This is a genomic window from Asaia sp. W19, from assembly GCF_003994335.1.
Lineage (GTDB): Bacteria > Pseudomonadota > Alphaproteobacteria > Acetobacterales > Acetobacteraceae > Asaia.
The window spans coordinates 1-24,187 of record NZ_PNQZ01000063.1 but is presented as its reverse complement, the minus strand read 5'-3'; the positions used below and the strand labels follow the sequence as shown (position 1 = coordinate 24,187).

Annotated in this window: 23 protein-coding genes, 1 tRNA gene and 1 riboswitch; of the genes, 9 read left to right on the top strand and 15 right to left on the bottom strand. The window is 61.3% G+C overall.

Going from position 1 to position 24,187, the window contains the following annotated elements; all coding sequences use genetic code 11:
- Nucleotides 1–203 precede the first annotated feature (203 nt).
- A complete protein-coding gene (locus C0V97_RS12690; RefSeq protein ID WP_233582148.1) occupies nt 204–1,034 on the top strand; it encodes a sulfotransferase in 831 nt (276 codons plus the stop codon).
- 45 nt (nt 1,035–1,079) lie between these two features.
- Here the strand turns inward: C0V97_RS12690 and C0V97_RS12685 are convergent, their stop codons facing one another.
- Both C0V97_RS12685 and rlmB read right to left on the bottom strand, forming a co-directional pair.
- Complete coding sequence (locus tag C0V97_RS12685) at nt 1,080–2,078, bottom strand: zinc-binding alcohol dehydrogenase family protein (protein WP_127102960.1); 999 nt, start codon at nt 2,076–2,078, stop codon at nt 1,080–1,082.
- 199 nt (nt 2,079–2,277) lie between these two features.
- On the bottom strand, nt 2,278–3,069 hold the full coding sequence (rlmB, locus tag C0V97_RS12680) for a 23S rRNA (guanosine(2251)-2'-O)-methyltransferase RlmB (protein ID WP_127102959.1): 792 nt from the start codon (nt 3,067–3,069) through the stop codon (nt 2,278–2,280).
- Nucleotides 3,070–3,164: 95 nt separating this feature from the next.
- On the opposite strand from rlmB, the gene C0V97_RS12675 reads away from it, so the two are divergent.
- The 3 genes from C0V97_RS12675 (at nt 3,165) to C0V97_RS12665 (ending at nt 6,326) form a co-directional block, all read left to right on the top strand.
- A tRNA-Tyr gene (locus tag C0V97_RS12675) sits at nt 3,165–3,250 on the top strand.
- Nucleotides 3,251–3,777: 527 nt separating this feature from the next.
- Nucleotides 3,778–4,956, top strand: a complete 1,179-nt coding sequence (locus C0V97_RS12670; protein WP_127102958.1) for a nucleoside hydrolase — start codon at nt 3,778–3,780, stop codon at nt 4,954–4,956.
- 437 nt (nt 4,957–5,393) lie between these two features.
- Nucleotides 5,394–6,326, top strand: coding sequence for a GIY-YIG nuclease family protein (locus C0V97_RS12665; protein ID WP_127102957.1), 933 nt, complete (start codon nt 5,394–5,396; stop codon nt 6,324–6,326).
- 12 nt (nt 6,327–6,338) lie between these two features.
- Here C0V97_RS12665 and C0V97_RS12660 read toward each other — a convergent pair whose 3' ends face one another.
- The gene (locus C0V97_RS12660; protein WP_127102956.1) at nt 6,339–7,274 is read right to left on the bottom strand and encodes a carbohydrate kinase; all 936 of its coding nucleotides are present in this window, start codon (nt 7,272–7,274) and stop codon (nt 6,339–6,341) included.
- A 69-nt stretch (nt 7,275–7,343) separates the two neighbouring features.
- On the bottom strand, nt 7,344–8,033 hold the full coding sequence (locus C0V97_RS12655) for a transaldolase family protein (protein WP_127102955.1): 690 nt from the start codon (nt 8,031–8,033) through the stop codon (nt 7,344–7,346).
- Between the two features lie 145 nt (nt 8,034–8,178).
- On the opposite strand from C0V97_RS12655, the gene C0V97_RS12650 reads away from it, so the two are divergent.
- On the top strand, nt 8,179–9,162 hold the full coding sequence (locus tag C0V97_RS12650; protein ID WP_127102954.1) for a sugar-binding transcriptional regulator: 984 nt from the start codon (nt 8,179–8,181) through the stop codon (nt 9,160–9,162).
- A 72-nt stretch (nt 9,163–9,234) separates the two neighbouring features.
- Here the strand turns inward: C0V97_RS12650 and C0V97_RS12645 are convergent, their stop codons facing one another.
- Genes C0V97_RS12645 through glnK form a run of 3 tightly spaced genes read right to left on the bottom strand, consistent with a single transcriptional unit; the run spans nt 9,235 to nt 11,446 of the window.
- Nucleotides 9,235–9,738: a hypothetical protein gene (locus tag C0V97_RS12645; protein ID WP_127102953.1), complete on the bottom strand. Its 504-nt coding sequence runs from the start codon at nt 9,736–9,738 to the stop codon at nt 9,235–9,237.
- A 32-nt stretch (nt 9,739–9,770) separates the two neighbouring features.
- Nucleotides 9,771–11,111 carry an ammonium transporter gene (locus C0V97_RS12640; RefSeq protein ID WP_127102952.1) on the bottom strand — a complete coding sequence of 447 codons (1,341 nt, stop codon included), beginning with the start codon at nt 11,109–11,111 and terminating at the stop codon, nt 9,771–9,773.
- Nucleotides 11,108–11,446: a P-II family nitrogen regulator gene (gene glnK, locus C0V97_RS12635; protein ID WP_127102951.1), complete on the bottom strand. Its 339-nt coding sequence runs from the start codon at nt 11,444–11,446 to the stop codon at nt 11,108–11,110. Before glnK ends, C0V97_RS12640 begins: the two co-directional genes overlap by 4 nt.
- 179 nt (nt 11,447–11,625) lie before the next feature.
- On the opposite strand from glnK, the gene C0V97_RS12630 reads away from it, so the two are divergent.
- From C0V97_RS12630 to C0V97_RS12620, 3 genes are read left to right on the top strand one after another with little or no spacing between them, the layout of a single operon-like run.
- Complete coding sequence (locus C0V97_RS12630; RefSeq protein ID WP_127102950.1) at nt 11,626–12,840, top strand: UbiH/UbiF/VisC/COQ6 family ubiquinone biosynthesis hydroxylase; 1,215 nt, start codon at nt 11,626–11,628, stop codon at nt 12,838–12,840.
- Complete coding sequence (gene cysE / locus C0V97_RS12625) at nt 12,837–13,652, top strand: serine O-acetyltransferase (RefSeq protein ID WP_127102949.1); 816 nt, start codon at nt 12,837–12,839, stop codon at nt 13,650–13,652. Before C0V97_RS12630 ends, cysE begins: the two co-directional genes overlap by 4 nt.
- Before the next feature lie 56 nt (nt 13,653–13,708).
- On the top strand, nt 13,709–14,437 hold the full coding sequence (locus C0V97_RS12620) for a hypothetical protein (protein WP_127102948.1): 729 nt from the start codon (nt 13,709–13,711) through the stop codon (nt 14,435–14,437).
- A gap of 27 nt (nt 14,438–14,464) precedes the next feature.
- On the opposite strand, the gene C0V97_RS12615 is transcribed toward C0V97_RS12620, so the two are convergent.
- From C0V97_RS12615 to C0V97_RS12580, 8 genes are all read right to left on the bottom strand, one after another.
- On the bottom strand, nt 14,465–15,214 hold the full coding sequence (locus C0V97_RS12615; RefSeq protein WP_127102947.1) for a TIGR00266 family protein: 750 nt from the start codon (nt 15,212–15,214) through the stop codon (nt 14,465–14,467).
- A 141-nt stretch (nt 15,215–15,355) separates the two neighbouring features.
- The gene (locus tag C0V97_RS12610; protein WP_233582147.1) at nt 15,356–16,813 is read right to left on the bottom strand and encodes a carbohydrate porin; all 1,458 of its coding nucleotides are present in this window, start codon (nt 16,811–16,813) and stop codon (nt 15,356–15,358) included.
- Nucleotides 16,814–16,931: 118 nt separating this feature from the next.
- Nucleotides 16,932–19,526 carry an MMPL family transporter gene (locus C0V97_RS12605; protein ID WP_127102945.1) on the bottom strand — a complete coding sequence of 865 codons (2,595 nt, stop codon included), beginning with the start codon at nt 19,524–19,526 and terminating at the stop codon, nt 16,932–16,934.
- 116 nt (nt 19,527–19,642) lie between these two features.
- The gene (gene ribH, locus C0V97_RS12600; RefSeq protein WP_127102944.1) at nt 19,643–20,116 is read right to left on the bottom strand and encodes a 6,7-dimethyl-8-ribityllumazine synthase; all 474 of its coding nucleotides are present in this window, start codon (nt 20,114–20,116) and stop codon (nt 19,643–19,645) included.
- Nucleotides 20,117–20,125: 9 nt separating this feature from the next.
- The gene (gene ribB, locus C0V97_RS12595; RefSeq protein WP_370265644.1) at nt 20,126–21,415 is read right to left on the bottom strand and encodes a 3,4-dihydroxy-2-butanone-4-phosphate synthase; all 1,290 of its coding nucleotides are present in this window, start codon (nt 21,413–21,415) and stop codon (nt 20,126–20,128) included.
- Complete coding sequence (locus C0V97_RS12590) at nt 21,412–22,023, bottom strand: riboflavin synthase (RefSeq protein WP_127102943.1); 612 nt, start codon at nt 22,021–22,023, stop codon at nt 21,412–21,414. Before C0V97_RS12590 ends, ribB begins: the two co-directional genes overlap by 4 nt.
- Nucleotides 22,023–23,063 (bottom strand): bifunctional diaminohydroxyphosphoribosylaminopyrimidine deaminase/5-amino-6-(5-phosphoribosylamino)uracil reductase RibD, encoded by a 1,041-nt coding sequence (ribD, locus tag C0V97_RS12585; RefSeq protein ID WP_127102942.1) that lies wholly within the window; start codon nt 23,061–23,063, stop codon nt 22,023–22,025. Before ribD ends, C0V97_RS12590 begins: the two co-directional genes overlap by 1 nt.
- A 166-nt stretch (nt 23,064–23,229) precedes the next feature.
- A riboswitch (FMN riboswitch) is annotated at nt 23,230–23,378 on the bottom strand.
- Between the two features lie 228 nt (nt 23,379–23,606).
- The gene (locus tag C0V97_RS12580; RefSeq protein WP_127102941.1) at nt 23,607–23,801 is read right to left on the bottom strand and encodes an entericidin; all 195 of its coding nucleotides are present in this window, start codon (nt 23,799–23,801) and stop codon (nt 23,607–23,609) included.
- 211 nt (nt 23,802–24,012) lie between these two features.
- Here C0V97_RS12580 and C0V97_RS12575 point away from each other — a divergent pair.
- Nucleotides 24,013–24,187: deoxyribodipyrimidine photo-lyase (locus C0V97_RS12575; protein WP_148114938.1), on the top strand; the 175-nt coding region annotated here is incomplete at its 3' end.

Sequence of the window (24,187 nt, the reverse complement as noted above, 5' to 3'; positions counted from 1 at the left end):
GGTAACGAAAAGTGACGTGTTGCATTTATGCATCACAATTCGCTCGAACCATCTTATCGCCCGAGGCCGCAAAAGGTTTATTCCTTGCCTGTGCTTTTCAGAGCACAGATTGCGCCCTGCTTGCCCGATTGCTGCCCCCCCTATCGCCGGATAAGCGAAGTCCCTCACTTATTTAGAGACGCTTAGGCCAGGGATCATCGCGCGTGCTGCATACGGGACCAGATGTTCATTTCATTTCCGGACTGCCCCGCTCCGGATCAACCCTTCTCTCATCCCTTCTGAGCCAGAATCCGGCTCTGATAACCTCAGGACGCACCTCACCCGTTGCACCGATGATCCTGCGTGTTTCCTCCCTCATGGCAGAGGGTGATCATGCGAGTGATTTCGATCCCACGCGTCGCGACCGCGTACTGAGGCAGATCGTGAGCAGCTACTATGCGCCTTCCGGTACCCAGCGCATGATCATCGACACCCACCGGGACTGGTGTGCGCGGCTGGGGCTGATCGACACAATCTTCCCCCAATCCAAGGTCATTTGCTGCGTACGTGACCCAATCTGGATTCTGGACTCGCTCGAGCGTCTGATCGTGAGCGATCCGATTCTGTCATCACGACTGGTGCCTATGGCGCGGCGCGCAACCCAGCATGACCGGATTGAGCATCTGCTCTCGCCCGAAGGCGTCTTCGGCTATGCATGGCGCGTTCTGACCGAAGCCTTCCATGGCCCTTTTGCGCATCGTCTCGTCATAGTGGAATACGACTATCTCGCGCGATACCCGAAAGCAGCTCTCGACACGCTGACGCGCGCGCTCGACCTGCCCCCTCATGATTATGATCTCGAGCGCATCGACCAGATCGGCAGTGATGCCTTCGATGCTTGCCTGTCGACGCCGGGGCTGCATCATCTGCGCCCCAGAGTCAGTCTTGAGCCCAGACGCTGCATTCTTCCTCCCGCCATACAAGAGCGTCTGCAGGGCGGGATGTTCTGGCGCAGCCCTGAGGCGGCCCCGAGCGGGATACGCATTCTCGCCTGAAGACCCATCCCGCGCAGAAGGATCGGGAGCCAGAAAGCGGCGGCGCTAATAGACCAGCACAGTCTTGCCGATGCTTGTACCGCTCTCGCTTTCCTCATGCAGGCCGCGCAAAATGCCGGCGTTCAGACCCTGGGCGCGTTTATGATCGGTCGGCACGATTGCCCCTGCCTGCACGAGCGAGGAAATCTGCTCCAGTATCTCGTGCTGACGCCCCTGATCGGGCGTAGCGAAAAGCGAGCGTGTGAACATGAACTCCCACGAGATCACCGCGCTCTTGCGCTTGAACCCCATGATATCGAAACTGGCCGGATCATCGATCAGGCTCACATGTCCCTGCGGCGCGAGAATTTCCTCGTAGAAAGCCTGGTGACGATCGCTGGCCGTGAGCGAGGCGATATGCGTCACCGCATCGAGTCCAAGCGCCCTTATCTGGGCCGCCATATCGGCGCGGTGATTGATCACATGATGCGCCCCCATACGACGCACCCATGCCTCCGTTTCGGGGCGCGACGCAGTTGCGATCACGGTCAGTCCCGTGAGCTTGCGCGCGAGCTGGATCAGAATCGACCCAACGCCCCCGGCTCCACCCACGACCAGCAGAACGCCCTCGGTCAGACTGGTAACCCCCATGCGGTCGAAGAGCATTTCCCACGCCGTCACGCCTGTCAGGGGGAGCGATGCAGCCTGCCCCCAGTCAAGACCTTGCGGCATATGCCCGACGAGGGTTTCATCGACGCATTGAAGCTCGGCATTGCTGCCCTGCCGCATGAGCTCGCCCGCATAGAAAACATGGTCACCAAGTCTGAAAAACGTCACATCCGGGCCAATCGCCTCCACAATCCCTGCAGCATCCCAGCCGAGTACGCGCCAGGTCGCGCCTTCGAGCGCACCCGCGCGGCATCGGATCTTCGTGTCAACTGGATTGATCGAGACCGCCTTGATTCGCACCAGAAGGTCACGCCCCTGAGGCGGCAGGGGGTCGGGGAGGATGATATCCTCAAGGATTTCCGGCGCGCCGGGCGCCTTGTAGCCAACCGCTTTCATGCACGTTCCCCTTTTGAGACGACTCACCAGGGGGCAAGGCTAACACAGTGCCTCTGTAAGACGCAGCCCTGATCAGAAGGGCAAGGCGGCTCTCACAGGAAGGGAACACGCTTCTGCGATGCGCAGCCCGGGCGGGCGCACGCCCCATGCACTTTCCATAAACATCAGGGATGTCTGCGCGCTTGCTGGCGCCCCCCTCTCAGGCTGGGCGTACGAGCTCGTAAAGGGCGACCGCTGCGGCATTCGAGACGTTCAGGCTCTCCATATCACCAGGCATATAGACGCTGGCAATCTCGTCGCAGCTTTCACGGGTGAGGCGGCGCAGGCCTGCCCCTTCAGCCCCAAGCACGAGAGCGACACGTCGCCCGGCGAAGCCCTGCCCGTTCAGCACCGACCCATCGGCATCGAGACCGACCGTCCAGAGGCCTGCGTTCTGGAGCTGCGCGATAATGCGTGAGAGATTGACCTCGCGCAGTACGGGCACGACATCCAGCGCGCCCGAAGCCGCCTTGGCGAGAGCGCCTCCCTCCTGCGGGGTATTGCGATCCTGCACGACCAGCGCTGCGGCGCCAAAAGCCGCGGCCGAACGCAGGATCGCACCGATATTGCGCGGGTCGGTCACTTGATCGAGAATCAGAAGCGGCCCCTCGCGGCTTTCGAGCACCTCATCGAGGAAAGGCGGTGTGAGCGGTTCGACACGCAGGCATACACCCTGGTGCACGGCGTCACGCTCACACAGATGATCGAGACGTTGGCGCTCCACCACATTGGGGGAGAGACGGATCGGTGCCTGCTTGGCCTCTAACGCCGAAAGAGCCTCCTTGGTCACCAGCAATTCGTGAACCTGGCGGTCAGGATTACGCAGGGCGGCTTCAACGGCGTGAAGGCCGTACATCCAGTAGCCCGAGGCGGTCGAGCGCCCCTCGGATGAGCGTGCGGAACGGCCAGCCGGAGCGCGGGCGGCGGAAGGGCGGGAGGGGCGTTTGGACATCTGCGCTCTATGGGAGCAACGGCCGTATCATGCAACAAAAATGAAGAATGCCCGTTGACACCAATCCTGATCCGCCATATTCCCCGTCCCGACCTGGAGAGATGCCCGAGTGGCTAAAGGGGGCGGACTGTAAATCCGCTGGTGTACGCCTACGTTGGTTCGAATCCAACTCTCTCCACCAGGTCCCCTTTCCTGAAAATTACATATTCTCCCGGTAGGTTGATCGCTCTAAAAATGGTCCTGAGGGCCTGTTTGGCGCTGCCTCCTGCCGACTGCAGCGCGCACACTGCAAGGGGTTCTACGCGCCCTCACGTACCGAGCTCTGCGCCAGCCAAAACCCTCTCGATCCGCCCTCACCGGCCCGACACATTTTCCGATCAAAATGATCCGGAAGTCCCCCGCCGTATCTGGCGGGCGCTGTCTGCCAAGTCTGGCATGAGCACCCCATGACGATCCGGACGATGCCGCGGATGCATCTTTCAGAAGCGCAACCCGGCGCTAAGCGGGTGATGACTTCTTCCCCTGCTCGCCTCATCGTCAGACTGCACCCGATTTTACCGGATTGCCGGTTAGAGTCTCAGGCTTCAAACTGATCCCTTCTTTTCGTCAGGGCATCTCATTCGCGCCCGGCCAAGGCAATCAGGGCGCGCCTCACCCTGGCTGCCGATATCGATCTTTGGAGCCTCCAGATAATGAAATCCTTTGCCCATGCCTCGTAACGCCCGCCGCCCGGAAAGATTGAACCGGACCGGACTCAGACGTCTGCCGTCATGGCGTCTGGCTCTGGCCTTTGTGGGTCTGCTTGCTGGTGCTGGCGCTGCCACCGCCCATGCCGAGCCTCGCAAGGTGATCCTTGATGATGATGGCTTTGCCCTTGCGCAGTGGATGGTCATCAAGGCCCCGGATGTGCAGGTTCTGGGCGTGACGACTGTCACGGGCGATGCCTGGACGAAGGAAGCCACCGCCGACGCCTTGCGTGGTGTCGAGATTGCGGGACGCCCCGACCTGCCCGTCTATACCGGAGCCACCTATCCTCTGGTCAACACGGAGGCTCAGACCGAGCGCTGGGAGGCGCTTTATGGAAAGCTGGTCTGGAAGGGCGTATGGATGAAGCACTGGGTGGAACCCACCCTTCAGAAACTCCCGCCTTATCACGGCCCGGACGTGGTTCCCGACCTCCCGCAGGGCAACCCGACCATCAAGGCGCAGCATGAGCGCGCGGCCGATTTCATGATCGACATGGTGCATCGCTACCCGCACCAGGTGTCGATCATCGCCACGGGGCCGCTCACCAATCTGGCCCTGGCCCAGCGTCTGGACCCTGAATTCGCCTCCCTGGCGAAAGAACTGGTCTATATGGGGGGCAGCCTCAACCCGCGTCAGACACGCCCGGACGAGGTCGCCCATCAATTTGCGCGCGAATTCCTCAATGCCCCGCGTCGCGAATTCAACATCCGCTTCGATCCCGAGGGAGCGAGTATTGCCCTGCGCGCTCCCTGGGCCAGGATCACGATGATCCCGGTGGATCCCTCGACCGACACCGAGTTGACTCCTGCGCTGCTCAAGCGCCTGTCACGCTCTGGCACCCCGGTTGCGCAATCGCTCAAGACACGCGAGCCCGGCTTCCCCCTCTGGGACGAAATTGCGGCGGCGGTCTGGCTCGATCCAAGCCTGATCACCCAGAAGGCTGAGCTCTATGTGGATGTGAACAGCCAGTTCGGCCCCTCCTATGGCGATATCCTCTCCTGGACGCCCGGCTACCAACCGGGTCTGGGCGAAGGAAAGACGATCGTGGTGCAGAAGATCGACGTCCCCCGGTTCGAGGATCTGATGGACCGTCTCGTAGCGGCTCCCCAAAAACCCCTCAGTGGCAAGCCACTGCCCTGATTCTCAGGATCTGAAGGGTGGCAGGCCGGATGTTTTCCGGCCTCGCTGGGGTCAAATCACTGATGTCGACTGGTCAGGAATCGCCTTATCGCCTGCTTTCGGGAGGAACTGCTCGGCCTTTTGCGGGCTGACACCTAGTGTCTCTCGATAGATCATACGGGATTTCATCGAAGATGACATCCCATACGAGGAAAGCAGTTTGGCAGTATTCTTATCCTCGACGATCTAATAGTGAAGCATGCTTCACTATAAACGGATCGTATCCTATCATTGCGAGAATAGGGATGATCAACCTTACCTTGTCCTCAATAGAGGTTGAGCCATGCTTCCTCCACCTCCTATCGCCCCTTTCCGAATAGGACATAAAGGCTCAGAGTATTTCTCTTCGCGCGCCCGCTTCTACGGCGCTGCTCTCTTATCGTGAGAAAAACCCCTCCATGGCGCATCCGCAGACCATTCAGATCTTCCTTCCGGATGGAGATCCCCAAGGTATACGCATCGCCGCAATCACCACGCGTATCGTGCAAGTCATCGAGATACCACGCGCACGACTGAGCCATTTCCTCACTATGAGAGAAGCTACCCATGTGGGGGTGTACTGGCTCTTCGGCGAGGATGAGGAAACCGGGCAGCCCAAAGCCTATATTGGACAAACCAGTGCTCTCGGTGCTCGCCTCAAGCAGCATCACGATGGTAAAGATTTCTGGAACCGAGCGCTGGTAGCTCTCTCCCTCACCCACAGCCTGACCGTCACTCACGCCCATTATTTGGAGTGGCAGTCAATCAACCGAGCTATTCAAGCACATCGTTACGCGCTTATAAACGGCACGGCAGGAAGCAGGCCCCACGCCCCGGCGGCGCTCGATGCAGAATGCCGTGAAATTTTCGAAACGATCGGTATTCTTCTAACGACGCTGGGCTATCCGGTCTTTGAAACGCTGATCAAACAGCCGCCCTCACGGGCAGCGCAAGACGAGGAAGAAACCAGAGCGACTGCTTCCAGCACTTCCCATGACATCGAGATATTCCTCCGGAACGATCGTGCCCAAGCCTCGGGGCGCTATACGGAAACTGGGCTCGTGGTTTTGGCGGGATCTTGGGGGCGAGCGCAAATGTCGACGCAATCGATTACACCGACTGCACGAAAGAAACGCGAGTATCTTATCGAGTCAGGTGAACTGGAAATTGTAGGAGAGCGCCTCTATTTCCGAAGGGATGTGAGTTTTTCTTCCCCTAGCGCCGCTGGTGACATGGTGAACGGCCGAGCCACTAACGGCTGGACCGAGTGGAAGAATGAAGGCGGGAAGACCCTCTCGGAAGTCATGGGACGCAAGCAACCGACTGCCTCAACCCACAACACAGAGATATAATGCAGGTTCCCATTATGTCATGATCTCCTCCCGCCAGGGCGAGTCTGCGCCGCGTCGAGTGCAGGTCTGGCTGGCGACGCGCTGACCATAGGCCAGGACTTCATGCAAGGCCTGGGAACTGAGACACAGCAACGTTTCCCTCTCCAGGCAATCGCGCTCATGGAGCCCGGCGAGCAACCCCGCCATGAAACTGTCTCCGGCACCGACCGTGTCGATCACCTCCACGCTGAGGGCAGCAGCGTGGGCGTGGCTCCCTTGGCTCCAGCCGCTTACCCCCGCCTTGCCATGGGTGATCACCACAAGCTTCGCCCCATGCGCCAGCCAGTTCCGCGCGGCCTCGTCGTGGGCAAGACCCGGATGAAGCCAGTCCAGATCCGCCCCGCTGATCTTGATGATATCGGCGCGCGAAAGCAGCCGCTCCAGGCGCGCGCGATAAGCGGGCGCATCTTTCACGTGCGACGCGCGGATATTGGGGTCGAAACTGATCAGTCGCCGTCCACCTGCTTCACGCAGGAACAACGTCTCATACGCCGTTGCTGCGGGCTCGCGTATCAGGGCGATCGATCCAAAATGCAGCGTGTCGATCCCTGCAAGCGCTCCGACGGAGGGCATGTCACAACAGATCCGATCCGCCGCGCCCTGATCGAAAAACGCATAAGCCGGTTCCGCCTGATCGAGACTGACAAAACCGAGTGTGGAAGGGGCATCGATCCGCGTCAGGAAGTGCCGCCCGACCCTGCTTTGCGCCAGGCCTTCCACGAATTGATCACCGAAGAGATCGGTGGATACGGCACAACCATACTCCGTTGGCACCCCGAGCCGGCCGAGCGCACGCGCAACGTTATAGGAGGAACCGCCGACACACGGACGGTAAGCCGCTCCCCCTTCGGCGCGAACAGGAATGAAATCGATGACCGCCTCACCGAGGCAGAGAATGGAACCGCCCATGGCTGTTCTTTCGCATTGGAACCCGCCGGGCCTCGCCTTATCAGGGGGCGGACCCGAGCTGAGCGTCTTTCAGTGCCGTGCCGCCGTCTTCTCGAAGGCCGCCGCAGCATCGATGGTCAGGCTCTCGCTGAATAGCTGCTCGGCCACGACAGGACTGAAGGTGAAAGTATCGCAGCCCATGGCAGCCAGAAGGGCCAGATCATCAGCACGGCGCAGACTGGCTACAAGCAGCCTTGTGGCGCGCCCTGAAGCCAGGAGGATCTGATGCATCGTCTTCAGGATACCCGGCGCATCCTGCCCGCTATCGCCAATCCGCCCGAAATACGGAGCGACGTAATCCGCTCCTGCGGCGGCGGCAGTCAGCGCCTGATGAGCGGCGTAAACAGCTGTCAGAGTGGTGCGTACGCCATGCCCATGCAGAATCGACACAGCCCTGATGCCTTTCTCGGTGATCGGCACCTTGACCACGAGACGTGGATCGAGGGCCGCCAAGGCAAGCCCCGTTTCAACGAGCGCTTCTGTCTCGGTACCCCAGCACTGCGCCTGGACCTCGGGCACACCATAGCCCAGGATCTCACGCATGAGCGGTGCGATATCCTCGATCGAACTGTGCAGCCCCGAACGATCCAGAATGGTCGGATTGGTGGTTACTCCGTGGAAGAGCCCGGTAGGCAGCCAGCGCCGGAGCGCCGCGCGATCAGCGGTATCAAGGAATAATCTGAGCCCAGGACAGTCACCCGGCGCGATTCTCGAGGTCATTGCGTTCTCCTCATCAATCTCAGGGAAAGACGATACGGACTTTTGATCTTTTGTCAGGACATATGTTCGTGGTAGCGCCGACACATATGCGTCATCGCGCGCGCCGCCGCCACGCGACCGCGACATCTCACAGGAAAGCGGGCAGATGGCACGTCTCAAACGACAGCAGAGCAAGGGCATGATGGACGACCGGGAGAGTCGTCTGCGCGCCGCCTGGATGTATTATGACCGGCGCATGACGCAGAAGGAGATTGCCGAAGCCCTCGGCCTTGCACGCACCACCATCATTCGCCTGCTCGATGAGGCGCTGCGCCGTGGCGAGGTCCAGATATGGATCGATTCTGACTCGCTGACAGCGATCGAACTCGGAGCGGCGCTCGAACGGCATCTCGGGCTTGATGAAGCGATCATCGTGCCCGAAGCGCGAGACCAGAGCGAAGCCTCACGGAGCGTTGGCGCTGCACTGGGGCGTTTTCTCTCCGAAACGCTCACGGACAATATGAGCGTCGGGGTTGGTTGGGGACGTACCCTGACCGCTTCGCTCGCCCATTTCCGGCCATCGCGCCTTTCGGGAGCGCAGGTGATTTCCCTTCTGGGCGGTATGATTGAATCAGGCCCCGAGAACACGACCGACTATGCCTGGCAGTTGGCCAGTCGCATGGGCGCCGCCTGCTATCTCTATCCTGCCCCCCTTCTCGTCGATTCTGCCGAGACGGCCCGCATCCTGCGCGAACGCTGCGGCCTCGATCGCCTCGAGAAAATGGCAGCCACTCTTGATATGGCAGTATTGGGTGTGGGCGATATCGGTGCCGATTCCCTGTCCCTCTCCCGCCGAGCCATCAACCCGCACGAATACGCCATGCTCCAACGGGAAGGGGCCATTTGCGACATCATGTGCCACGCCCTGGATCGCGACGGAAAGGAGATCGATCATGCGTTGAGTCAACGCATCATGTCGGTTCCGCTCCCTACTCTCGCCGCAACACGGCATCTCGTGCTTGCCTCGGGTGGCGTCGCGCGTGCTCCGGCGATTTACGCGGCCATCAAGGGACTGGGATGCCACACATTGGTGACCGATGAGAGCGCGGCCCGCGCGCTGCTGACCTGCCCCGCCATCAGACAGGCGTAAGAACCCTAGCCATGAAAAAAGCCGCCCGGTCTTGCGACGGGCGGCTTTTGCACAATGCGCTGAGGAGCGCTCTTACTTCAGCTTTGCATTGCACTGCGAGTAATAGCCACCGCCCTTCTGGATCCATTTGAGATCCCCATTCCCCCCTGATTGCTGGTTGGCATGGTACTGGTCGAGGCAGGTCTTCATACGCGCCTTGCCCGGCGAGAGCTTGGCATAGGCAGTAGAGACAGAGGTCGGGAAGACCACATTCCCGGAAGCGGTGGTAGAGGGCTTCGAGGCGATCCCGGCGCCTGGCGATGCCGGAGCCTCTGTGGTCACCTTCTTGTCGGTCGCAGCTTCCTTCTCCTGGGCGGGCATGGCCTGCTGCGCCGCAGCCGTCGAGACGTCACCGCACTGGGCAGCCTTGAAATCCTTGTATTTCTGCCCGTTCAGCGTGCCGGCCTTTTCGGCAGCCTGAAACTTCGCATGGCATTCCTTGGCCGACAGGGCCATGGCGGAAGGGCTGGCGACAGCCACCCCACCAAGCAGAAGACCGGCCATCAAGACGCGGCCATGAGAGAGTTTCAGTGCCATGGGTATGTCCCCGAAGTGAAGAAGCTTGCGGATCAGTTGATCCGCTCGCCATGAAGAACCATGTCCAGACCTTCGAGTTCCTCGTCACGGGTGACACGCAGGCCGATTGTGAGGTCCACAACCTTCAGGATGATGAAGGTGAAGATCACGCACCACACGATGGTCACGCCCACAGCTTCGGCCTGACGGACGAACTGTGCGAAGGAACCCACCACACCAGCCGGATTGGCATCGGTGGCAGAAAGCGGACCATAGGCGAACACGCCCGTCAGCAATGCGCCGACGATACCGCCCGTACCATGCACGCCGAAAGCATCGAGACTGTCGTCATAGCCAAGGCGCGGCTTCAGAATGGCGGAAGCCCAGAAGCACACAACACCCGCCACGAGGCCAATGATCAGAGCCGGACCCGCCAATACGAAACCAGCGGCAGGCGTAATGGCCACGAGACCGGCCACGGCTCCGGAAATGATGCCGAGTGCGGTCGGCTTGCGCGAGTGGATCCACTCCGCAACCATCCAGGCCATGGCACCGCCTGCCGTTGCTACCTGCGTGGTCAGCATGGCCATGCCTGCACGGCCATTGGCGCCACCGGCCGAGCCTGCATTGAATCCGAACCAGCCAACCCAGAGCAGGGAGGCACCGATGATGGCGTAGGTCAGGTTGAAGGGCGAGAAATCCTCATGCCCAAGACCGCGACGCTTGCCGAGAACCAGAGCGGCCACCAGACCGGCCACACCGGAATTGATATGCACGACCGTACCACCGGCGAAGTCGACGGCACCGATACCGGCTACCCAGCCGAGAGGGCTCCAGACCCAATGCGCGATCGGCGCATAGACGAGAATGGACCACAACACCGTGAAGGCACAGAGCGCCGAGAACTTCATACGCTCGGCAAAGCTGCCTGCGATCAGAGCCGGAGTGATGATGGCGAAGGTCATCTGGAACATGACCCAGACGCTCTCGGGAATGGTCATTGCCACGGGATTGGCGGAGTTCGCCCCCATGACGAAGGCCTGATCGGCCCCCTTGCTGATATGCTCGGCCACGCCGTTCAGCATGAAGCGCGACATGTCGCCGATCCAGGGCGTGCCCGTACCGAAGGCCAGGCTGTAGCCGACGACCATCCAGACGATGCTGGCAATACAGCAGATGGCGACCGACTGGATCAGCGTTGCCAGCACGTTCTTCTTGCGAACCATGCCCGCGTAGAACAGGCCGACGCCGGGAATAGTCATCAGCAGGACGAGCGCCGTGCTGACCAGCATCCATGCGGTATCGCCCGTGTCGATGGCCGGAGGCGCTGCAAGGGCGGGAAGAGGCATCAGTGCGACGGTGAGAGGTGCAATCGCCTTGAGGATACGGCTCATATGGCGGTTTCTCCCGTTTCGCCGGTGCGGATGCGGATGACAGTATCGAGCGGCGAGACGAAGATCTTGCCGTCGCCAATCTTGCCGGTGCGGGCGGCATTCAGGATCGCATCGACCACCTCATCGACGATATCGTCGGTAACGGCGATCTCGATCTTGACCTTGGGCAGGAAGCTGACCTGATATTCCGCGCCTCGATAAATCTCCGTCTGACCTTTCTGACGACCGAAACCCTTGATCTCGGTAACCGTTAGGCCCTGTACCCCCAATGGGGTCAGGGCTTCGCGAACGTCATCCAGTTTGAACGGCTTGATAATCGCCGTAATGAGCTTCATTACATTCCTCCGCACCGCAAGAGGCCCCTGTTTCTGCAAACAGTCCTGCCAGTTCTCGTAAGACCAAATCGTGCCAGTTTCATAACGAGATTGGCAAGAGCCTAGAGAGCTCCATTTCCCATTTCCTGCGGCTGCATTAAAAAAGCCACGGTCACAAGAGCTGTGGAGAAGAAAGCCCCATGAACCAGGTCGATATCTGCATCAATGGCGCGGGTCCTGTCGGGGCGACTCTGGCCTGTCGTCTCGCGGCATCGGGGCTTCGGGTTCTGCTCATCGACCGCGCGCCCCTGCCCGGCATGGAGCATCCATCGCTTGACGGACGCGCCTATGCCATCACCGAGGGCTCGCGCCGCATGCTCGACGCGGCGGGGATATGGCAGCACCTGCCCGCTCCTTCGCAGCCCATCAACAGCATCACCGTCAGCGATGGCCGACCAGGCGAGCCCGCCTCCCCCCATGGGCTGCGTTTTGGCCCTGAGGACGCGCCGGTCGAAAACGGTACCGCAACCCCTTTTGGCTGGATGATCGAGGCACGCGATCTGCGTGCGGCGCTCAACCGGGCTCTGACCGCCCATGAGGGGCCGCTCACACTCGCTGCCCCTGAGACCGGACAATTCGTCTTCCATGACACCCATGCCGAGGTGACGCTGAGTTCGGGCGCCGTCTATCGGGCGTCGCTCGTGATTGCGGCAGAGGGTCGACAGAGCCCACTGCGCCAGCAGGCCGGCATCATGGTCACGAAGCTGCCCTATAACCAGTGCGGCCTGATCAGTATCATCCATCATGAACGCCCTCATGACGGCCGGGCGCTCGAACACTTCCTGCCCCAGGGGCCATTTGCCCGCCTCCCCCTGCCTGCCAGCAGCGACCATCCTCATCGTTCGGCCATTGTCTGGGCCGAAGCCGCCCGCAGGGCGGAACGCTTCTATGCGCTGGATGACAAAGCGTTCGCCCGTGCCATCATGGAGCGTCTGGGCGATGATGTGGGGGCTTGCGTGCCTGTTGGACGACGCTGGATCTATCCTCTTTCGGCGCAATACGCCCAGCGCTACACGGCGACACGCCTCGCGCTCGCCGGTGATTCCGCCCATGGCTTGCACCCTATCGCGGGCCAGGGACTCAATGTCGGGTTCAAGGACATCATTGCCCTGACCGATCTGCTGGAAACGCGCTTCGAGCAGGGCGGGGATCTGGGGGCCAGTGATCTCCTGGCCCGCTACCAGCGTCGTGTCCGACCAGGTAACATGGCCATGATGGCCGCCTGTGACGGGCTGGAGCGTCTTTTCGGCAATGACAACCCGATTTTGCGCTTCGGTCGCGATCTGGGTCTGGAGGCCATGAGCCGCCTTCCCGGTCTCAGGCGCGCCTTCGTGAAGAAGGCCATGGGACTATGAGTGCCCCCTCGGACCAGCCCTCGCCCGATCTCGAGGCCATCTGGAAGGAAATGCTCAAACAGAGCGATGTCTGTTGCGACGTTCTGATCCAGGGCGTTTTCGCGACAGGGATCAGCGATCACCGCAATTTTCAGGGTGCGCTGGCAGCCTTGCTGGGTACGAAACTGGCTGATCGCGCGCTCTCCGCCCCCGTGCTTTCGGCCCTCGTCACCTCGGCACTCATCGAGCAGCCCGAAATTGCAGCGGCCGCCGCAGAAGACATGATCGCCATTTGCGAGCGCGACGCTGCCTGCCCGGATTACGTGACCCCATTCCTCTTCTTCAAGGGCTATCACGCCGTACAGGCCTACCGGATTGCGCACTGGCTATGGCGTCATGATCGGCAGCATCTGGCCCGCCATCTCCAGAGCCTTGTGAGCGAGCGCTTCGGTCTGGATATCCACCCCGCAGCCCAGCTTGGGCGACGCCTTGTCTTCGATCACGGCGCAGGCATCGTCATTGGTGAAACCTGCATCATCGAAGATGACGTTTCCCTGCTCCAGGGTGTCACGCTGGGAGGTACGGGCAAGGAAACCGGTAATCGTCATCCCAAGGTGCGCCGCGGCGTCCTGGTTGGGGCAGGCGCCATCGTTCTGGGCAATATCGAACTCGGCGAGGGGGCCAAGGTCGGGGCAGGTTCGGTCGTTCTCGAAAGCGTGCCACCCTATACCACGGTGGTCGGTAATCCGGCCCGTCGGATTGGCACGCGCCACACCTCCATGCCGGCACTAGGGATGGATCAGCGTCTGCCTCCCGTGGATTACGTGATCTGACATCGAGGCCTCCAGGAGTGTCTCAGGCAACAGCGCCTTCGCAACTGAAAACGCTGTTGCCCCGGCTGCGCCGTGGGGCGCTCGCTCTGGCTGGGCTGGTCGCCACCTATATAGGTGTCCTGGCTTATCCTGAACCGGCATTTGCCTATCGGATACAGTATCGGCAATTCGACCTCTGGTCGGATCGCCCTATCGACAGCTCCATCACCGTCGTTCTGGACGATGCGATCCGGCGCTTGCAGACATCGAGCCTCTACACGTCACAGCAGCGCTTCCACGTCTTTTTCTGCAACGCACGGTGGCGGCTACAGCTCTATGGGCTGTTTCACCCAAGCGTCGGGGGCATCGTGATCGCGCCGCTCACATCCAATATCTATCTTCGTCGGTCGGACATCCCTCATGACAGGATCATTCCTTCCTACGCCGGACCGATGGCAGATGCGAAGGAACGCCCGCTCGCCTATTATATTGCCCATGAGGCGACGCATGTGATGCAAGGCCGCAGCTTCGGACGCTTCTTTGCCCTGACCCGCCCCGCATGGCTCAATGAGGGATATGCCGATCTCATCGGCAAGGGCGGTGACTTCGATATCCGGGACAATCTCGCGCGATTCCAGGCGCATGATCCTTCAATGGATGTGCGCCGGAGCAGACTCTATCGACTCTATCATCTGGAAGTCGCCTGGATGCTCGGCCATGACGCTGTTCCTCTTGAAACGCTCTACGCGCATCCTCCGGCCGAGAAAAAGCTCCTCGCCAGATTGCGCGAGGCGCGACTGCCCTGAGACAGGGCGTATCGCGCGGCGTCGGGATCAGTTGAACGCCTTGCGTACCAAGGAGCCGAGCAGAGTGCCTTCGGCTGCGCCTGTCGCTTCCGTCATCCCGAGATAGGGGCTGAGCGCTCCGGCGAGATTGGACAAGGTGAGTGTCTGCAGCCAGATGCGCCCCGGCCCGGTCAAACGGGCCAGAAACACGCCGTCGCCTCCGAAGATCTTGTTGCGTATGCCGGGTAGCGTCGTGATGTCGAACTGCACGCTTTCCTCGAACATGCCCACATGGCCGGGATGGACATCGATCTGCTCCCCGGGTGCCAGATCATGCGTGACGATCTCGCCACCCATTTCTGCCCAGAACCGGCCATACCCGGAGAGACGTTGCAGGATGAACCCCTCGCCCCCGAATAATCCCGCACCGAGTTTGCGCTGGAAGGCCATGTCAAGGCGCACCCCCTCGGTCCCGGCAACGAAGCCATGACGATGCACAAGATAGGCGCGCGATCCATCAAGCGCGTGCTCGGTAATGTGTCCGGGTATCTTGGCCGCGAAGGCCACGATACCGGGGGCTCCCTCAGCCCGATACTCGGTCATGAACAACCCGCCTCCGGCGATCATGCGTGAGACCGAGCCGAGAAATCCGCTCTTCCCCGCACCCGAGGTGCTGGTGGTGAGCGTGACATGGGGGCTCTTCCACGACAATTCGCCGGTTTCCGCGGTCAGGCGTTCGCCCGGTTGGAGGGCGATACGCAATACGGGAAAGAGCGACCCGTCAATCTGGGCTTCCATGCAGCATCCTCCTGAAACATTGAGACATGATTCATGGCATGAGAGCGTCCTGGCATTCACCCACAAAGACGCAAGCTTGCCGGATCGTCATGTTTCTGCCGTGCATCGGCCCTGGCCGCGATACGCAAGGGGAAACGGGTTTCAGAGAAACTCCACGTGGGTCTTGAAGCCGAGCAGGACGGCATCCTTGAGGTTGCCCTGCCCGTTGGGTCTGACGAAAAGCTCGACCATGGGCTGCATCAAGACCCCGCGCCACGCGTGCCAGCCATAATTCGCCTCCATGACGATGGCATGGCGCTGTATGCCGGTGGCACGATAGGGCAGTACCGCATTTCTCGCCCTGAGCAATTCCTCGGTGCGCTGCACACCCGGCGAGATCGCCGTATAGCTGAAAGCGATCGCGATCGTGTCCTCGGGACGCGATTTCCAGGTGCCACGACTGATCAGACCGCCATAGACCTGCCAGTTCCGCAACGACACGCGCTTGTCGTTGTAAAGAAAGCCCCAGAGCGCGGTCAGGCCGGAATCCGTGTCCTGCCCTGCCGCATCCTTTCGATAGGTCATGAATTTCTGATCCATCATCACCCAGGTGTTGTAACTGGCGCGATGCTGGCGCTGGTTCAGCCCGGTCAGGGCATAAGGCTGGCCATACTGATCTTCATGGATGTCCGAGAGGGGCGTGGTGGTCAGAGCGGCGCCCACGCGGTAATGGCCCGGCAAATGCCCGCGCATCCTGGGCTCCCAGCCGAGCTCGAGCGGCAGGCGCACGCCATTGATCGACGCGCCGTCGAATTTGAAGCCGCTCCGGTTCATCGTGTAAGAAAACATACCCTCCTCGGTCACGTAGAGCCCGAGTTGGATATAGGATTGCGGCAAAGGCCTGCCGCGCACCCTGATTCCCCAGTTGCCCGCGGGGAAGGTGGAGGCATAGCCGGTATCGGCCGCCGCACGGGGCCGACCGCAGATCGCATTGATCTGGAACGTGCAAAACAGGGGGCTTGCGGCAAAATCGGACAGTTCGGCCATGCGCCCGGCCGCGATGGAGAGCTTGCCGCCATAAAGCGTCTCCTCGCCATAGGCCATGACGAGATGCACCACTACGTTGCCGCCTCCCCCATAAATTTCTGAGGAATGGTTGAGCCAGTCGCCGAACATGCGATTGGCAGGCGTGCCATAGCGTCCTGTCACGACCATATGGGTCGCAAACCCCTTGATCCCGGCAATGCGCTCCCAGTCCACATTAAGGGAGAGCGCATATTGCCCGGCATTGCTCGAGCCCTGTCTGTAATCACCGACATGCTTCGTGGGTGTGGTAACAGCCGCCGTATATTCGTTGATATTATCGAAAAGCAGCCCGATCCCCCGGCGACGCAGCCAGTCCGTCAGACCGAACGGATTGTAGAAAACGGCCTTGGGTTGGCCAAACGCCGGGACGCTCGTCGGCTGCAAAGGTCGATCCGGAAAGGGATCATTAATCTGGTAACTCGGCTCCGAGCCGGTTTCTTCATCCTCGTCATCGGTCGCCCATGCGGGCAACGGCCCTGAAAGCCCCGCCAGGCAGGCGACGGCGAGGCTCCAGCGAAAGAACTGACTCGACACGATCGGGGCGAACTCACAGATACGTTATCGCTCGTCCCTAACACCGGAAAACCGTGTCTGACCAGTCCGATTTTCCGCATCCCTGCTCCGCGCGTTGCGAAGCGGGATGCGGAAGAGATCACTCCGCGTCGATCTTGCGCTTGGGCAGCAGGGCCGGAATAAAGGTCAGCGTGGCGAGCAAGGTGCAGGCCAGCGACATGAGCAGCAGACGGCCCATACTGGCCGTGCCCGGATGCTCTGACGCTGCAAGCGAGCCGAAAGCCGTGCCTGTGGTCAGCGCCGAAAACAGCACGGCGCGCGCGGTGGGCGAGGTGAGCGGGCTCTTGATCCCTGCCCGCCAGTTCATGACGAAATAGATGTTGAACGACACCCCCACGCCCAGCAGCAAAGGCAACGCGATGATATTCGCGAAATTCAGCGTCTCGGGCACGGTGACGATGAGGATCACGGTCAGCAATGCGGAAAGCAGGAGCGGGGCCAGAACCAGCACCATATCCAGCAGGCGGCGCAAAGCCACGAACAGGATGATGGCGATCATCACGAGGGCCGAAATCGCTGCTGTGGAGAAGGCGTGCACCATCGTATGCGCGCTCTCCACCACTTCGAGCGCCGTGCCCGCCGTATTCTTGTCCACGGTGAGCATGTCGTTCAGGAAGTGGTACAGCACCTTGCTGTCCGACATGCGTCCCTTGGGCAGGATCTTGAGGAGCGCGCGCCCGTCAGGGGCCACATAATCACGAGCGATATCCGGCGGAATGCTTTCGATGGTGACCGGCGTGGGCTGCAGCACATCGACGAGCTGGGCAAGCTGCTCCGGCAGGAAGCGCGTCAATGCCGTATTGGCGGCCAGGATCTGGGCGTCGGGTGCCTTCGCGAGCTCAGCGAGGGAGTGCTGGATGCTGCGCAGCGGCGAGTCAGGAGCAGTCTTGTCAAGCACGGCGCCCAGCTTGCTCGCGGCAGAAGCCGCGCTGGCACGCAGCGCATTCGCATCGGGCGCGGGCTGAACCTCCTGCCCGACCAGCGTAGGCAGCAGGATAGAAGCCGTATCCTGAATCATGGCCAGTTTTTCGGTCTGGTTCTCCGGCACGAACATGCCCAGCCACATGACTGAAGACACGCTCGGCAGGGCCTCGAACTGCTTGGCGCGCTCTGCCGCGATCTTCAGATTGGGGACCACCACCTCACCGTCATAAGGCGAAGCGCGCGGGTCCTGTTCCAGAAGATGGATGGCCCGCATACCTTCCGTGTCCGGGTTCTTGGTATGCAGCGGGTCGGCATCGAAGCTGAGGCGCGGGATGAGCGCGAGACCCGTTACGGCCAGAATGCCGAAAAAGGCCAGAACCGGCTTGCGATAGCGCCGCAGGAAGTGATCTGCCGGAGCAAGTCGCGTGAAGCCCGGCATGCCACGGCTCAGGCGCGCACGGAAAAGATGCAGCAGTGCTGGCAGAAGCGTCATGGTGCACAGAAAGGCAATGATCATGCCGATACCGGCAATCAGACCGAGCTGCGCCACACCGACGAAATTGGTCGGGACGAAGGCCAAAAACCCAGCGGCTGTGGCCAGTGCGGCAACCAGGATCTGGTGCCCTGTCTCACGCCCTGTCTCGGCCAGTGCATCTTCCGGTGTCATTGCGGCGCCCGAAACCTGACGCTGACCTCTGAAACGCACGGAGAACTGGATGGCAAAATCGACGGCAATACCCACGAACAGTACCGCAAAAGCCACCGAGATCAGATTGAGCTTGCCCACGGCAATAGCCGCGAACCCCGTTGTGAGCAGCAGGCCGATCACGAGCGTGATCAGGATCGGCACGATGACGCGCATGGAACGGACGGCCAGAACCAGCCAGGCAGCCACAAGCACGAGCGAGGTCAGCAGCCCGAAGCCCATGCCGTGAGCAACAGTCGAGAACTCCTCATCACTCAGCTGGACCGGGCCGGTGATCATGGCGATGGCATTGCCGCTCTTGACGAAAGGCAGGGAATCGATGGCCTTGCGCATGGCAGCGCTCGCCTCGCCCCCCGGCTGAAGGGACCCGAAATCCTGATGCGGCTGGGTCATCACGAACTGATAGCGCCCGGCCATATCGCCCAGCGGTCCAGCCAGCAGATTCTGCCAGGAAAGGTCCTTGGGATGATTCCCAGCCGCATCCTGCAGGGCGGTAGCAAAGCCCCTGAGCTCGGGATCGAAGCTCGCGGGAATGTCCTCACCTGCCGAGAGCCCTTCACCCAGCAGACCGAGCGCCGTGAAAATACCGCGCGACGAAGGATCGGCGGAGAGCGTGCCAAGGAAAGGCTGGGCTGCCACGATGGCGTCGAGCAGTGACCCCAGAACGGGCTTGTCGAGATAAAGCAGGCCGTGATTCTGGAGGAACGGGGAATCATCGGGCAGACGCACGGTGCGGAAATTCTTGTGATCCGCCTTCAGGATTCTGGCCAGCTCGCGCGCCGTGGCGCGACCCTGCTCCGGCATGTCCGCCTTGATGATGGCGACCATCAGATCGTCATTCTGCGGGAAAAGCTGGCTCAGCTCTGCATTGCGTTTCTTCCAGGGCAGGCTGGAGGCGAACATCTCATCGGTATCGGTTGTGACGCCAAGACGTTGGGCGGTCAGATACAGGCTTCCGGCCGTCAGAAGCGTGAAAAGCGCCAGAACAACAAGGGCGCGCCTTGTGCAGAACGCGACGATCGATCCGATGAGATTTGCGAGCATTGACGTTTGTTGAACCCTGCCACGGAGAGACGCCAAAGCGCCATGGTCCGGGCAGGTTTAGAGCATTGTCCCCTGATTGGGAAACCGCCCATGTCACAGAGCTGTCACGAAATGACTCAGCTACGGGTATTGCGCAGGAAAGCAAGCGTCTCCACACAGGCAGCGGAAGCCTCGCGCCCCTTGTTGTGCACGTCCTTGCGCGACCGCGCCTGGGCCTGCTCATCAGTATAGGTGGTCAGGATGCCGAAGGAGATCGGTGTTTCGGTGGCGAGTTGCGCCTGCATGATGCCAATCGTGGCGCCAAGGCTGATGAACTCGAAATGCGCCGTATCACCCTTGATCACGCAGCCAAGGCAGATGACCCCTTCATAGGTGCCTGTCTTGGCCAGAGCCTGCGCCATGAGAGGCAGTTCGAAGGCGCCCGGCGCGTCAAACACGTCGACATCGCGAATGCCGTGTTCTTCCAGCCATTCGAGCGCGCCATCGCGCAGACCATGGGTGACGTCCGTGTTGAAACGGCTGACCAGAAGGGCGAGCTTGGGCGTCGGCACCAGTGTGAGATCGGGGGCGACGGGAATGGATTTGCTCATGGGGCTTCCTTATTTCTCAATCACGGAATCGACGAGATCCGGCCAGGCATCACTCAGCTGATGGCCCATCCGGGTGCGTTTGGCATGAAGATAGGCCCGGTTGAACGGGTTGTACCCCGCCTCTAGACGTTCCTGGCTCACAACGCGCAGTCCTGCTGCCTCGAGACCCGACACCTTGCTCGGGTTGTTGGTCAACAGGGTCAGCGCCTCGATGCCAAGCGATTGCAGAATGGCCGCGCCGGTCACCCAGTCACGCGCGTCACCGGGCAGGCCGAGTTCCAGATTAGCTTCGAGCGTGTCCTTGCCGTCATCCTGAAGCGCATAGGCACGTATCTTGTTGCCAAGACCGATCCCCCTGCCCTCATGACCACGCAGATAAACCAGAACGCCCGACGGCGCGGCGGAGATACGCTCCAGCGCCTCACGAAGCTGGGGACCGCAATCGCAGCGCAGAGAACCGAGCGCGTCACCGGTCACACATTCCGAATGCAGGCGCACAAGCGGCACACCCTGCGATGGATCCCCCTTGATGAGGGCGACATGCTCGATCCCATCTGGCGCGCGGAAGGCCTGGATACGCAGATCATGCCCGCCATAAACGCTCGGCAGGGCGGCCTCGGCAATACGCTCGACCGCAGGTGGTACGGGTTCCGGCGCAACACGATCACCCAGCGCGGCACGACCATGCACCCGGCACCACGCCGCGATCTCCTCGATCGAGATCACCGGGAGATCGTGACGAGCCGAGAACTCACGCAATTCGGGCAGACGTGCCATCGTGCCATCCGCGCTCATGACTTCGCAGATCACCGCCGCCGGATGGAGCCCGGCCAGACGCGCCAGATCGATCGCGCCCTCCGTATGACCGTCACGCGCGATCGTGCCCTCCGGATGGGCACGCAGCGGGAAGATGTGCCCGGGCGTGCTGATCTCGTCGGGCCGCGCATCAGGATGGCCCGCAACCTGGATCGTCCGTGCGCGATCCGCCGCAGAGATGCCGGTCGTGATCCCGGTGGTCGCCTCGATGGAAACCGTGAAGGCCGTTCCACGTGGATCATGGCCACGGCGCGGCATCATGGGCAGACCGAGCCGATCGATCTGCTCTGCCTCAAGCGGCAGGCAGATCAGTCCGCGCGCATGGGTGGCCATGAAATTGACGGCGTCGGGGGTCGCAAACTGGGCGGCAATCACCAGATCGCCCTCGTTTTCACGCCCCTCATCGTCGATCATCATCACCATGCGCCCCTCGCGCAGCGCCGCGATGGCACGCGAAAGCGGGTAGGACAGCATTACAGTCATGAGCGCACCCCGTATTTCAGCAGGCTCTCGACATATTTGGCGAGAACATCGACCTCGACATTGGCCGGATCACCCGGACTGATCTCGGACAGCCCCGTATGGTCCCAGGTATGGGGAATGATCATGAGGGCGATCGTAAAGGCCTCGCCCTTGACGTCGCTGACCTCATTGACAGTCAGGCTGACGCCATCGAGCGCGATCGACCCTTTTTCCACCACATAGCCACGCAGGGCGGCGGGCAGACGAAAGACGATATGACGCGACTCACCAACAGGGCTGACTGACACCAGATGCGCAAGACCATCGACATGACCCTGCACGATATGTCCCGACAGGCGTGTGGCCGGTGTGCTGGCACGCTCAAGATTGACCCGCGCCCCATCCGACAGACGCCCGAGCGCCGTGCGCGACAGGGTTTCGGCACTGACGAAGAAATCGGCAAGCCCGGTCGAATCATAGGCGGCAACCGTCAGACAGACGCCATTGACGGCAATGCTCTCTCCCAGATCCATGTCCGACAAGCCGGTTTCGACTTGCAGCAGAATGGCCTGATCGCGTGTCTCGACAGTCCTGATACGGCCGATATGCTCGATAATGCCTGAAAACATCAGAGTGCAACCTTGTCAGCAGGAAGGGGATGCGCCCCTTCATCCAGAATGAAACGCAGGGGCGTAGGCCCATGAGAGGTGATTACGGCACGATCCCTGTCTGAGGGCGCGCGTCCGGAGTGCCCGGCCCCGGACTCCCCGGCATGGAAAACCAGCCAGTCATCCCACAGGCCGAGACGCCTGATCTCGTCAAGCAGGGAGGGGCCTGCCTCGACCATGGCCCAGTTCACGCCATGATCACCCAGCAGGGCCGGAATCTCGGCGAGATCACGTGAAACGAGCACGCGAAATCCGCTGCCGATCATTTTCTCACGCCAGGAATCCGGCAGGCGATTCTGCCGGTCGCACACCACGACAAGCCGGGGGGCCCTGTCTTCATGGTCCGGCACATGACGCACATCGAAACGCGGATTATCGGACAGGATGGTGCCGATGCCGGTGATGATCGCATCGCTTGCGCGGCGCAGGCGATGGGCGATCTCGAGCGATTGTTGCGAGGTGAAAGTCGTCCGACCTGCAGGCGGTATCATGGAGCCCTGCGCATCCAGCGCCTGCTTGACCGTAATCCAGGGGCGCTGCTTGACCATGCGCGTTGCGAAGGGCGCAATCAGGGCCTGACAGCCCTCATGAAGGTCAGCAAAACCGGGCTCTTCCTCCAGCAGACGCACCTGACGTCCTTCTGGCATCTGCCGCAGCCGGGCAATCCCCCCACCCGCCACGGGGTTGGGATCGCGCACACCGACCCAGACAGTCTCGACCGGGCTGTCGCGCAGCGCTTCGCTGCAAGGCGGCGTACGCCCGACATGATTGCACGGCTCAAGCGTGACAAGCGCAGTCACAACGCGGTCGATCACCCCCCGCTCACGAGCCTGATGCAGCGCCAGCGCTTCGGCATGACGCGCGCCTGCACGATGGTGGGCGGCGACCACAAGGATACCGCCCTCACGGTCGAGCAAGGTACAACCCACGGCAGGATTGGGAGAGGTGGCGCCCAGATAACGTGCAGCCTCATCGAGCGCGGCCTCGAAACCCAAGCGCACGCCCCGACTTTCCGACGCTGAAACACTCTGCGGCGCATGCCTCGCCTGCGGGGCGGGGCTGGAGGAGAAATCTCCCGGCACGGTAATACGGTCCCATCCTGTCTGGACGGTCCCCGGGCGCGAACATCTGGCGTCTTCACAAGAGGGAACCTCTTGCGAAAGCGTATGTTGTTCTCTTCCATCCGGACTATGACCGTCGGCTCCGGATTTGGACCGGATCTGCTGTCCCTTCGGCCCAGGGACCGAAAGCGCTCGCGGGCTCGTGCCAAGGCACCTACCGCCGGTGGGGAGTTCCACCCCGCCCTGAGAACGTCAAATTATCAGCCGGCCTGACCGGCCGGTTCTCTACTATGTGCTGCGTCTGGGCAATTTTGCAAGTCGTGCCCGGACTATCCATGGCCATCCTGCTGCACTTGAAGGCCGTCAATAAAAGAAAGGCGATGCCTGAGGCACCGCCTTTCTTGCCGATACCCCGATGAAACAGGGACGGTACTTCTTACCAAGCAGACCCAGGCGGGCCTGCCGGGCTCAGGTCTGCCCCGCTCAGTGCGTGGCGGCCTGCGGCACGGAATTATGGATCGCGCCTTGGGTCGCGCCAGCGCCACGGCTGACGTCATGGCCGATGGAGCTGACATCGCGACCGGCACCGTCAACCGTGTTGCATGCCGACAGGCCCAGGGCCGGCAGAGCCAGAAGAACAGCGAGAGCACCGGTGCGGAGGAAGGAAGCCGTAGTCATGGAAGAATTTCCTATCAAGAGTTTCGCCTCCCAGAACGTCTCGACACGGCAAGGGTTTGCATCGTTACAAATGAGAATCGGCATCGCTGTGGTGTGCAGGCCACAGAAACCCCAACGAGGCGAACCCGAGCCCGACTGACACGCTGAAACACGACACCGTGAAGGTATCCGACGCCTTCTTTCGCCTTCTCCGTATCCGAGTACCCGCCCCATGTCCGATGCCCCACTCTCCCTCGTCTGGTTTCGTGATGATCTGCGTCTGGCCGATCATCCGGCGCTCTCCGCTGCGGGTGACAGAGGCGGGAAGATCCTGTGTGTCTATGTGCTCGACAACACGAGTGTCGTGCGTGCGCCAGGAGGCGCTTATCAATGGTTTTTGCACGGGG